The sequence below is a fragment of the Ectothiorhodospira sp. 9100 genome (assembly GCF_022227565.1).
In the GTDB taxonomy this organism is placed as follows: domain Bacteria; phylum Pseudomonadota; class Gammaproteobacteria; order Ectothiorhodospirales; family Ectothiorhodospiraceae; genus Ectothiorhodospira; species Ectothiorhodospira marina.
In genome coordinates, this window is the sequence record NZ_JAJNAN010000065.1 from 1 (window position 1) to 11850 (window position 11850).

The 11850-nt window shown below is 57.8% G+C and carries 7 protein-coding genes and 1 pseudogene; 6 read left to right on the forward strand and 2 right to left on the reverse strand.

The annotated features are described in order from the left end of the window. From LPW29_RS13920 to LPW29_RS15805, 6 genes and pseudogenes are all read left to right on the forward strand, one after another. Positions 1-193 (forward strand): annotated as a pseudogene (locus tag LPW29_RS13920) (hypothetical protein); the annotation flags it as partial. A 464-nt stretch (positions 194-657) separates the two neighbouring features. Beyond that, complete coding sequence (locus LPW29_RS13925) at positions 658-1548, forward strand: class I SAM-dependent methyltransferase (protein ID WP_238628505.1); 891 nt, start codon at positions 658-660, stop codon at positions 1546-1548. 249 nt (positions 1549-1797) lie between these two features. Then, positions 1798-2541, forward strand: a complete 744-nt coding sequence (locus LPW29_RS13930) for a PEP-CTERM/exosortase system-associated acyltransferase (protein WP_238628506.1) — start codon at positions 1798-1800, stop codon at positions 2539-2541. A gap of 671 nt (positions 2542-3212) precedes the next feature. Continuing rightward, on the forward strand, positions 3213-4004 hold the full coding sequence (gene pepA / locus LPW29_RS13935; protein ID WP_238628507.1) for a flocculation-associated PEP-CTERM protein PepA: 792 nt from the start codon (positions 3213-3215) through the stop codon (positions 4002-4004). Positions 4005-4353: 349 nt separating this feature from the next. Beyond that, positions 4354-5889: an FAD-binding oxidoreductase gene (locus tag LPW29_RS13940; protein WP_238628510.1), complete on the forward strand. Its 1536-nt coding sequence runs from the start codon at positions 4354-4356 to the stop codon at positions 5887-5889. Between the two features lie 178 nt (positions 5890-6067). Next, positions 6068-7012, forward strand: coding sequence for a GNAT family N-acyltransferase (locus LPW29_RS15805; protein WP_370642847.1), 945 nt, complete (start codon positions 6068-6070; stop codon positions 7010-7012). Positions 7013-7074: 62 nt separating this feature from the next. On the opposite strand, the gene LPW29_RS13945 is transcribed toward LPW29_RS15805, so the two are convergent. Together LPW29_RS13945 and LPW29_RS13950 are read right to left on the reverse strand one after the other, a co-directional pair. Further along, complete coding sequence (locus tag LPW29_RS13945) at positions 7075-10608, reverse strand: efflux RND transporter permease subunit (protein ID WP_238628508.1); 3534 nt, start codon at positions 10606-10608, stop codon at positions 7075-7077. A 12-nt stretch (positions 10609-10620) separates the two neighbouring features. Further along, positions 10621-11595: an efflux RND transporter periplasmic adaptor subunit gene (locus LPW29_RS13950; protein WP_238628509.1), complete on the reverse strand. Its 975-nt coding sequence runs from the start codon at positions 11593-11595 to the stop codon at positions 10621-10623. Positions 11596-11850 lie beyond the last annotated feature (255 nt).

An 11850-nucleotide genomic window follows, 5' to 3' on the forward strand; every position in this document is an offset into this window, starting at 1 on the left:
GTTTGCGTTCGAGGATTATCTGTCCCTGGTGGACTACACGGGTCGGGCCATCGACCCGAAAAAGAAGGGTGCCATTGCCGACACCCAGCCCCCGATCCTGCAGCGGCTGGGACTCACCCCGGATCAGTGGCTGGCTCAGAGTACGCAATTTGAGGCTCTGTACCATCCGCAGCGGCGACGATCAGCGGCCTGAAGGTCTCTCCTCCTTTATTGGTTTTCCCGTGCTGCGGTCATATGCCGAGGATGGTCTGTGCCTGGCATGCGTATGCCGGGAGCGGATTTCAGGGGGAAATCAGCGGCTGACGGTGGTTTCGGGCTCGGGATATGGAGAACTGCGGGAGAGGGGTGTTGGGCCTATCGGTATTACGCGAATAGCCGAGCAAGAGGATCAAGAGTGCCTGTCCCTTGTGTGTGTCGTTCTTGTGTGTGTCGTTCTTGTGTGTGTCGTTGTGCCTTGTGTCGTTGATTTGGGGGAGGAGGGGTAGACGGCGTACAATCAAGAGACGAGTGGGAAGGAACCGCGCCCCAGAGCGTCATGAGATGTCGAATGGCTCCCCTTGCCCATGCCTAGTGGTACTCTAGGCGATCATCGAGCGGCAGGCGCCTGGCCCAAGGTTTACACTCATTGTCGTCATTCCGCATTATCCGAGGGTACAAATGGCTGCGTCAACATTCCAGTTTTTCCGGCACATCGCTCTTGAACTTTTAGCGCGAGGATGCGACGAACGTACGCCGGAGCCTGACCTGGTGATGGCCGATCCGGAACAGGCTGACTCGTTCAGGATGGCAGGCCGTGAGGATGGGACCATCGCGCCCACCTACCTGTTTCATACACTGCAACTGAGCCAGATGATTAGGCCTGGTGATCTTGTGGTTGACTTGGCATCCGGTCCGGCAAATCAACTGGCTCAGGTGGCAAGAATGAATCCGCAAGCTCGCTTTGTCGGCGTGGACGCGTCGGACAGTATGCTCGAGCTCGCCGAGGAGCATATTAAGCGGCAGGGTATAGGGAACGTGAGCTTTGAACGCTCCTATATTCAGTCCTTGGGTACGTTTTCCGACGGTGCTGTCGACGTTGTGATGTCTACGATGTCTCTGCATCACCTTCCCGACTATGAAACGCTCGAAGCAACGTTTCGCGAAGTTGCAAGAATTTTGAAGCCGGGAGGTGCTCTATATATTGCCGACTTTGGTCGGATGAAAAGAGACGCGACCCGACAGTTTTTTGCGGAGCAGCATGCCGACCGGCAACCCCCAATTTTCACTGTTGATTATTTGAACTCGCTCCGTGCGGCTTTCAGGGTGGATGACCTAAAAAAAGCTTCTCTTGTGTTAGGTGAAGGGGTTTCTGTGAAGACCACGGCACTGGTCCCTTTTATGGTGTTAATTATGAGGGGGCACGGCTATACATTGCCGGAAAGTGTGGTGGATTCATGTGGTCAGATTTTGCGACGACTGCCTAGGGAGCAAAAGGAGGATTTCCGCGACCTTGTTCGGTTTTTTAAGATGGGGGGAGTAAGTGCCCCATCTTTACGCTCACGCTATTGATGCGACAATCGAGTGAACCGAAGCCAGTTGGTCTTCATCTTTGGTTTGGAATCAATGAGTTGTGGCTGTTAAGCTGGATTATGTTTGCACGGTATGCTGATTGCTTCGCGGGGTCGATAATGCGGCCTCGCCAGTCTTCTGGCCTGTTGAGTTGCATCATTAAATTATCGCTTTCACGACGCAAATTGGGCGTGCTTATTTTCAGCGGGCCATTTCCACAGTCGCATCTTTTATCATTGGGAGGTGGCCATGAACTCCTCAAGTCTCGTTGATCAGTTTCGAAATTATTTCGATATCGCTGCTGCGGATACTCAAGAACTGCAGGAGCTCGCATTTCGGATCAGGTATGACGTGTACTGCCGAGAATTCGGCTATGAAAAGGAAGAGGACTGTCCTGGGGGGCTTGAGCATGATGATTATGACGCGAGTTCCGTGCACTCGATTATTGTTCATCGTCCAACCTCGCAGCCTGCAGGTTGTGTCCGTTTAGTGTTGCCACCCCCTGATGAAGACGATTTTGTCCTACCACTAGAACGTTTTTGCGGCGAGAGCCTTAACGACCCCGCACTGCATCCGTCAAGGATTGCTCGGGGTAATCTCGGTGAAGTGTCAAGGCTAGCGGTGCACACGCAGTTCCGCCGCCGCAAAGGTGAGGCGATTTCACCGATTGGGGAGCCGATTGAGTATCGTGATCTAACGGAGGATGAGCGTAGGGCTTTTCCTCTTCTAGGGCTCGCTTTGTTCTGCGCGGGAACGTCAATGATGGCCTCGGCGCGTCGCGAGCACGCCTTTGTCATGATGGAGCGCAGGCTGGTTCGAAAGCTCCAGCCGTTGGGCTTTCCATTTGTGCAGGTCGGTGAGGCTATGGAGTACCATGGCTCCCGAGCAGCCTATTATGCGAACTTGCAGCAGGTTCTCGACTCAATGCGGCCAGATGTTCGCTCCCTTTACGAATACGTCCACCAAGGCCTTTGCACCGAAATCTCACCTTGAAAAGCCTGTAAAAGCTCTAGCGTTCATGTGGCCCGAGTAGCTCGTCACGGTATTTCAGTCTAGGGGACGTAGTCCGTCGTCGTTGGTGGGGCGTGCTCTGAGGGCGCTGCTGTTTTTTCGGAAGCGCGGCAGACCCTTTCGGCAGGCTGGGTGGCCCGCACGAAACTTTTCCACGGTATAAGTACAGGCCAAAGCGCTTTTGCGTTGGTCCTTCCCAGCCCTCTGGGTGCCAGGGACCACTGGACGAAGTGTCGATCTTCAAGATGACCGGCTTGCTCAGGGGCGGGGGGGGGGGGGCATTGCCATCGCCGCCGGGCCGACTCACCCATCCCAGGTGTTGTTGGTGAGCTTTCAGGCCAATACTTGACGGCTGACCCCCGCCGGCCCCCCCCGCGAGGTGCCCAATGCATTTTCAGCTGGCTGGCTTGCTGGGTCATCGCGCTGTGGCCGCTGCGGGTGTGCATCAACTCTTGTGCTGTCGCCAAACTTTACACTGATCGCCTAAGAGGGCCCTGCTTAATCGACCAGGGAAATTATTAACCTTTAAAAACAATATCTTGCAGGGCCGCCGATTATTGGCAAGGCGTTTGCATATCTAGGCTAGCGCTACTTAGCCTACCCCGTGTGGCGTAATATGGTTGAGTCACTACAAACATTCGCTGGAGCATCCAATGATCAAGAAAAGCACTCTTTTGGGCACGTCCATGACGCTCATGCTGTGCAGCATGGCACCCTTGGCGCAAGCCTCGATCTTCGAGTTCAACCCGTCTGATTTTGGCGGTACCGACGCCACATATTCGGGCGATGAGCTTGTAGGAACGTTCTCGACTGGATTTACTTCTGCAGATGCGTTCGCCACTTTCTCCACGACCGGCTGGTTGCGGGTAGACACCATTAACCTCAATAGCTCAGCAGTGAGTACCGGCGGGCTCAATACTGACTATCAACTTTGGTTTGAGTTTTCATACGACGCGAGCGGTGGTACAGGTGGATCTATAGCGCCTTTCTATAACATCGACGCAGCTTCGTTCAGTCTTTATGCTGCCTCAGGTGTGGGTCGTTCGTTCAATACCGCCACTGGCGGCACTGGGACGCCAACCGTGGGTGACAAAGATGGGACCGAGGTGTTGCTTGCTACGGGTGGCGACGAACTCTTCGGTGGAGGTGTCGTTAACTTTCAGAATCAGGCGTTTTTTGGTCTAGACACTGACTTTGATCTCGTGGAACTTGGGACCTTCTTTACTGCGCCCGACCCCTTTTACAATCTTGCATTCCAGAGTTCCAGTAGCGTAACGCCTACCCTTGATTTTGAAGGTGGTACTGGTACCCTTAATGGAACAGGGGAGTTTCGGGTTGAGGAAGTGCCTGAGCCTGCCTCTTTGGCGCTGATCGGGTTTGGTCTGCTCGCTTTGGGTTGGACAGTTACTCGCCGGAGGGAAGGCCAATTTGGTCGGCACTCCTGAAGTCACAGGGCGAATTACCTCTGTAAGTGCTCAGTAGTCTGTGAGTGCGCAGTAGAAGGATTGGGGGCTAGTGCTGCCTGTGCGCTAGCCCCCTTTCATTTTATGACGAAACAGGTCGTGATTGTCGGTTAAGTGAGCTTCGTCTGATATTGACGGCCCGTCAAAGTAATATCATGTCTTGCGGTATTCGCCTAAGAGAGTTTTTAGGTTGTACGGTTAGGTAAGTGATCGATCAGATGATTAATGGGGATTCCCGGGAATACAGCTATTTTGCGTTCTATAGGCAACTCGTATCCAGCAACCTTGGTGACCCTCTTCTCCCTCCGTCGTGGCAATGGATCAGAAGTTTATGACTGCACCGGGTAATGTTACGGGGGTGCACCACACCCCAGTTAAGGCTATTTCACCTACCACAGTTCCAGAGATCCAATCCCTTATACGCCGCGCGCGGCAGGATAAAATCCCACTTTATCCAATATCCAAAGGCCATAATTGGGGCTACGGCTCCGATTCCCCGGTTACCGAGGGCAATATCTTGGTGGACCTAAGCGGGATGAACCGCATCCTCAATGCCGAGGCTATCTCTTTAGCCAATCCCATTGCGGTGATTGAGCCCGGCGTGACTCAGGGTCAGCTCCACGCGTTCCTGGCTGAGCACTACCCCGACTTGACCTTCAATGTGACCGGCGCTGGTTGCGAAACCAGCTTGATCGGTTGCGCCCTGGACCGTGGGGTAGGGTATTTTGGTCCGCGCCGAGAAGATTTATTTGGCCTGGAGATCGTTACCGGTACAGGCGAAATACTGAAAACGGGCTTCCGTCGGCTAGGTGAAGACTCGCCGCTCGCGCATCTACACCCCGAGGGGCTCGGCCCAAGCCTAGATGGCCTATTTTTCCAGGGTAACTTTGGGATTGTCACCAGTGCGTGTATGCGTCTCCGACCTCGGCGGCCGCGCGAGGTTGCAGTCTCATTGTCGCTACACCATAGTGAGAATCTGGGGGAATTGGTAAATCAATTGGCTCAGCTCAAACGGGATGGATTGCTTACCTCGGTGACCCATGTGGGTAATCGCGCGAGAAATCATTCAACTCTAACTTACGGCATCGCCCATTATCTGGAAAACAGCTGCGCCTTCTCCCCCGCGCAGTCTCTGGTCGAATCGGAGCGTGTGCTCAACTTGGTTGCACCAAGTGAGTGGACAAGCCTGGCAGCAGTCACTGGGAATCGGGGGCAAGTGAGTTCAGCGCTGCGTGAGATCCGGCGCCGAGTGGGTTCGCTGGCACGGGTCTTAGTCATAACCGACCGGCTTCTTGATCTCGGCTTTGCGGTTAGCCATGCATTGCGTTTCATTCCGAGTGCGCGCGCCGTTGCTGCTGCGATTCATGCTATGCGCCCATTGCATCGGCTGGCGCTAGGTACGCCCACGGATATCCCCATCCAGAACCTCCTTTGGAAGGTGGGGCATCCCAGTCTTGATGTCGACCAACTTGATTATTCGTCGTGTGGCGTTTTGTTCGTCAGCCCGGCTTTGCCTTTAAATGGTGCTTTTGTGACCGAGGTAATTGCGGGTATGGAGCGTATCGCCAAGGACTACGGCCATTGTCTTTATGTCACGCTGAATATCGAGACCGCCACTTCACTGGTTGCGGTGATTAACCTGCTATTCGATCGCGACGATAATGCAAAAGTGGAGATTGCCCACCGCTGTGCAGACGCCTTGCTGGCTTTCCTACAGGAGCGAGGTCTCTCGCCCTATAGAGCTCGAGTGGACATGATGGAAAAGATTGTTTCTCCGCATGACCCCCACTGGCAGACAGTGCGCAAATTAAAAGATGTCTTTGATCCCGATAATATTATTGCGCCCGGGAGGTACAATCTACCCTGACGCTCCTGTTTGCACGACAGGTTATCCAGAGTACGTTGCAACGAAAATGAGATCGTTGTCTGAAAAAAAGGGTCACAGTCGCATGGCGGCATTAGAAATTGTGATCGGCGACACGGAAGAGGGGTGTTTGTAGCCCTTTAATAGGCACTGGTCTTCCTCAACCCGTGAGCTTTCAGACATGTCCGACGCGAACTATCAGGCAATTGTTGCTGACACACCTCTCGCTCGCCGCATTCATCACGAGATTCGCTACGCAGTATATTGCCTTGATAGAGGTTTCGAAGATCCGGGAAGTTTTCCCGACGGTCAAGAGCGGGATATGTGGGACGAGTATTCGGTCCCTTTTATTTTTCGACACAACTTGTCCGGTTGTTATCTAGGGGCATTGCGGTTGGTTCCGCCGGTGAAAGGGAAATTGCCCGTTAGCACGCAGACGACATTGGGGGGCTCTGGGTACGTCGAATCTTCGTGCTTCCCTGTCGTGGAGTCAGGCGAGGCGTGGGAGTTGTCTCGTATTTGTATTACCGAGCAGTATCAGCCGTATGGAAGTTCTGCGGGCCTTACATCAGATATCGGTGTATCCCTCTCACAGCAAGGCTATTGCCCCGAAAGGGACGTCTCGCTTTCTTCCGAGAAAGCAACCGCTTGGCGTAGCGGAGTTTCGCGTGGGCCCATTTTTCGTTCATCTCAGGCGGATGACGGTTCCTGCCTGTCTTCGCGTGATGGGATTGAGCGTTTGACGAAAGGTCGTTCGTTGACTTCGTCACCGAATCCGCTCCAAGGAGCCTTTTCCTCAAGTGATAGGGCCCAATTATTCGCGGAAATGTCGCGGGCAGCGATTGAGTACACAAGAAACCAGGGGGTGCCTTATCTTTACTTTCTGGCAAACCGGGCGCTAGCTCGCCGTATCAACCGATTGGGATTAAAGTTCCACTTGGCGGGGGCGCCTTGCGAGCATCGGGGGACTCGCTTTCCTTATTTGGGGCACTTGGACGAAGGGGTTTCCTGTGCGGTGCAGAGATCAGAGGAGATGGCTAGGCTGTTTTGTGATGGTAATAGGCCATACCAATTCGCTTCAGAATTGCGTCTTGGTAGTACCTCTATGCCCAAGGTTGCGGGTTGACCGTAAGGTGGCATGGGGTCTCGCCCCGAATAGCCTTGCAGGAGAATAGGCGTGTCATAAGGTTATGTTGGGGCGGTAGGATCTTCCGCTACCGCCTCCAACTCGCTGGCCATCTGTTCCAGCACCGGCAGGCGGGCGTCGCCGGGTGCCAGGCGGCGGGCGGTGTTCAGGTAGCGGCGCATCCTTGCCAGGTATCCCAGGTCGGCACCGTAGGATCGCTGCATGAACAGGGCCAGGGCCTGAGCTGAACACAGGTGGAAGAGCGGGCTTTGTGGTGCCTCCCGGGCGCCGGCTTCAAAAAGGCGGATCGCCGCCTCGTACTGTTCATCGGCGAGTGCCCGTTGGCCTTCATTGTAGAGTTTACGCAGGGCGGGAGAGTCCGCAAAGGTGCCAAGGGGGGCATCCTTTGCCTCCAGCGCGCGACCGCTGAGGGCGCCTTGGGTGATCAGTCGCAGGAACCCTTTGAGGAGGGAAGGGCTCTCATCATCCAGCGCCCGGGGCAGGGGCAGGGCAGTGACCTCTTCACGCGCCGAGGGTCGAACGATCAGGCTGTACATGATGGGGATGACGAACAGCGTAAGGATCGTGGAGACCAGAAGGCCCCAGACGATGGCGCCGGCCAACGGTCCCCACATGAGGGATTTGCCCCCCAGCCCCACGGCCAGTGAGAACAGCCCTGCGATCGTCGTCACCGACGTGATGATGATGGGGATGAAGCGGCGCCGGGTGGCATGGAGCACCGCATGCATGAGGGGCATGCCCTGACGGAGGCGATCGTTGGCGGCGGAGATGAGGACGATGGCATCGTTCACGGCGATGCCGGCCAGGGCCACAACGCCATAGAGGGTATACACGCTCAGCGGCTGCTGGCTGATCAACAGCCCGATCAGCACACCCGTGAGGGCCATCGGGACCACCGTGAGGACGATCAACGGTTGCGTGTAACTGCGGAACTGGGTGCCAAGGATGAGGTAGACGAGCATCAATCCGAGAAGGAAGAGCCATAACAGTGCCTCGATGCTCTCGAGTATGTCGTCGAAATCACCGGTAAAGTCCAGGTCGATATTGGGGTGCAGGCTCGCATAGCGGCTGTCCCACTCCCTTTGCACGAGTCGATGCACACTGGCTGCATCCATCACCGCCTCGTCCACCTCGGACTCCACCGTGATGGCACGACGCAGATTGAAATGACGGATGTTGCCCTCGGCTCTGACGATCTCATGATGTACGAGTTGTCCAAGCAGGATCGGTCGGCCATCCGGCACGCTGATGGGGGTATCCAGGAAGCGATCGATGTCCTCCAGTGCCTCCACCCGGGCGCGCACGCGCACGCCGATCCGCTCGCCACGGTCCCGCATCGCGGCCACCACTTCCCCGTCCGTGAGGAGTCGCAGGTCCCGGATGACATGCCCCGGATCCAGTCCCGCGCGCATGATGGCGTCCGGGTCAAGACGCACCGACAACTCCATGCCACCCGCATCGGCATCATCCACCACGTCGTAGGCCGCCGGAATGCCCTCCAGGATGCTCATTACCCGGTCGGCCGCCACGCGTATCTCATCAAGATCATTCCCCCGCACCTTCACGCTGACCGGCCGGCCCATGGGGGGGGCCCCGGAGATTCGGCGTTCCATCCAGACGGAGTTCGGCCCAGGCACGTTTGCGGCCGCGCGACGGACGGCCTCGATGATGGTATCCACATCCCGCCCCGTGCGGGTTTGCGGGTGGAGACTGACCTGAATCTGGCCCTTGGCGGAACCGAACAGGCTTTCCGCGTTGGTGAACTGCAGGCCTGCGTAACCGGCCTTGGAACGCAATTCCCCATCCCTAAACTCCTCAGCGATGGCGGACTCAACCTTCAGGGTCGTGGCCAGGGTCTTTTCGAGCGGGGTGCCGGCGGGCATTTCCACGTTCACGAAGAACAGTCGGGCCGAGTCCGTGGCGAAGAATTCGGTGCGGATCAGGCCCGTGGCCACGAATGCCAGGGCGAGGACCAGCAGCGCCGTGAAGAGGGTCAAGGTGATCTTGGGGCGCCTGAGGGCCTGGGTCAGTATGAGCCCATAGCGAAGCCTGGCCCGGCGCACCACGGCGGATCGAAGTTGGCCCGAGCGGGAGAGATGATCCGACTGAGGGCGCGAGGCGGCAATATGGCTGGGCAGGATCCAGAAGGCTTCCACGAGACTCAGCAGCAACGCCACGGTGACCACGATGGGGGCCACCTTCATGAACTCCCCGAGCACGCCAGGTACCAGCATCAGTGGCAGGAACGCCGCGATGGTGGTGAGTACCGCGGCCGTGACGGGCGCTGCAACCTCCCGAAGTGCATCGATGGACGCATCCATGGCGGACATGCCTTGCTGCAATCTTCGGTGGATCGCCTCGGCGACCATCACCGTGTCATCCACCAGCATCCCGAGCACGATCATCAGCCCGAGCAGAACGATCACGTTGAGGGTCTGCCCGATCAGCCCCAGAAACAGGAAGGTGCCGGCGATGACGAACACCAGGCTGAAGCAGGTGGCAAAGGCAATTCGGGAGCCCAGCAACAACCAGGTGGTGATCAAAACCAGCAACAAACCGACGGCTGCATTGCGCTGCATGGTACCAATGGCCTGGCGGGTGACCAGGGTCTGATCATCCAGCAGGACCATCTGGACGCCGGTGACAGGGCTGGCGCGCTCGTTGTAGTCGGCAAGGTAGTCGCGAATCTCGTTCAGGAAATCCACCTCGTTGGCGCCGTCCTTCTTGAACACCGGCAACAGTACGGCCGGCCCGCCCAGGTAGCGGGCCAGGTCGTCGGCGTCTTCGCGCCCGCGAACCACATCGGCAACGCTGCGTAGGGGGATTTCTCCATGGGCTGAGAGCAGAGGGATATCCGCCAGGTATTCCGGGTCGTTCTCCGTGCCCTGAAGACGCACCAGCCATTCCTGGTCCCCGAGGCCAACCGTGCCTGCCGCCAGATCACGGAAATAGGTGCTGACGGTCTGGGCCAGGATGGAGGGGGTCAGGCCCAGACCCACCAGGTCATCAGGGTCGAACAGGACCTGGAGTTCCGGGTCACGCAGTCCAACGGGTTCGACCCGATCGGTGCCGGAAAGACGTTCCAGGTCCTGCTCTATCCGCTGGGCCTGAAAGCGCAGGTTCTCGTCATCGTCCAGCCCCACCACGGCGACCATGGTGGTGGGATAGGCATTGGCGCTGCTGATGGTGGTGATGGTGGGGCGCCGGGCCTCGGCGGGCAGGTCGCCCTCCACATTCTGGATCTCGCGGTGTAGGTCGTTGATCCGCTCGTTCACCTCGCGTTGGCTCATCTCCTCCAAGCGGATCATGATCAGCGATACGTCGCGCTGGCTGGTACTGGAGATGAATCGGATGTCAGATACGAGTTCGGCAGCCTCTTCGAGGACGTCCGTCACCTGCCTCTCTACATCGATGGCAGAGGCACCAGGCATGAAGGTCTGAACGACCACCCAGTTCAGATTGACGGTGGGATCCTGTTGCCTGGGCAACTGGAAATAGGCAACCACACCGACAATGAGGATTGCCAGAAAGACGGCATTGGCCAGAAAGTGATTTTCGAGGAAACGCCGAAACATGGGGTGCCCCGGTCAGCGCGTCACAACGCGGACGGCATCGCCGTCGCGCAGGCCGAAGCGTCCATCGATGATCAGCCGTGCCTCGCCGGACAGACCGAGGGGAGGCGGTTGGCCTTCGCGGACCCCGGGGGTGGCAATGAACCGGGCGCTTCCGTCCTCTTCCAGGAAGATCCCCAGCTGATCGTCACGGCGCACCAACAGATCGGCCGGGGCATGGCGCTGTTCCGAAACCCACTCGATGCGACCCACCTGGCCCGGCCGGGCCGCCTCTTCCTGGAACACGAAGCGCACGTCCACACTGCGAAGCCGCTCATCCACGATGGGTGAGATGGCCCGTAACGCGATCGGGTAATGCACGCCGGCGGCCACGAACCGAACCTCCCCTGCGGCCTGCAACGCGGGCAGGTCCTGCTGCTGAATATTCCCGCTCACCTCCAGCTCCTGGGCGTCCAGGATTCGCGCGATCGGGGTGCCGGCCTGCACCAGTTCGCCGGTGCTGGCCAGGCGCTCGATGACCACGGCATCGAAGGGCGCGCGGATCTCGCAGTGGTTGACCCGGCGCTGGGCAGAACGGCTGGCTGCCTCCAGGCGCAAAACCTCGGCACGGCTGCGCGCAGACTGGGCCTGGCGTTCGTTCAGAACCTCGGCCGAGACGGCCTGGCGGCGGGCCAGTTCCTGGGCCCGCTCCAGCTGAAATCGTGCAAACTCTGCATCGGCACGCGCTGCCTGCGTCATGGCCCTTGCCTGTTGCAGGTCCAGCGTATGCTCATCGCAGTCCAGGCGCGCCAGCAACGCCCCGGCATCAATCTCGTCACCGACGCGAACGGGTACTTCCTGGATTACGCCGTGGATCTCGGCGCTGACATAGGTGTCATTCAGGCTGATGGTGCTGGCGGGGGCACTGCGGATCGGGTGGAAGCCCACCTCACCCAGGGTCCGGGCGGTGACCGGTGAGGGCTCCGCCGGGGTCGCAGGGGGAACTGCCATCATTAGGCATAGTAGCAGCGGAAGCGCCCCGTAGATCCGTGGACTCCGCCGGGGTGATCGACCTGTCCGCATACTGCCCCTCATGGTCTGGAAAGGCTTTTGAGTAGTGCTTGATCATACATCATTCTAATGGAGCCGTTGAAAAACCAAACCCAGATTGAACCCCTCTCCCGCTGGCGGGAGAGGGGTACGCGAAAAATCCTGGTAGCAGCGGGGCCAATAGTCGCCTTCCCCTGGATGGTTTGCGTCATTTGT

Coding starts and splice junctions, on each gene's coding strand:
- LPW29_RS13925 (WP_238628505.1), top strand. CDS start 658: ATGGCTGCGTCAACATTCCAGTTTTTCCGGCACATCGCTCTTGAACTT.
- LPW29_RS13930 (WP_238628506.1), top strand. CDS start 1,798: ATGAACTCCTCAAGTCTCGTTGATCAGTTTCGAAATTATTTCGATATC.
- pepA (WP_238628507.1), top strand. CDS start 3,213: ATGATCAAGAAAAGCACTCTTTTGGGCACGTCCATGACGCTCATGCTG.
- LPW29_RS13940 (WP_238628510.1), top strand. CDS start 4,354: ATGACTGCACCGGGTAATGTTACGGGGGTGCACCACACCCCAGTTAAG.
- LPW29_RS15805 (WP_370642847.1), top strand. CDS start 6,068: ATGTCCGACGCGAACTATCAGGCAATTGTTGCTGACACACCTCTCGCT.
- LPW29_RS13945 (WP_238628508.1), bottom strand. CDS start 10,608: ATGTTTCGGCGTTTCCTCGAAAATCACTTTCTGGCCAATGCCGTCTTT.
- LPW29_RS13950 (WP_238628509.1), bottom strand. CDS start 11,595: ATGGCAGTTCCCCCTGCGACCCCGGCGGAGCCCTCACCGGTCACCGCC.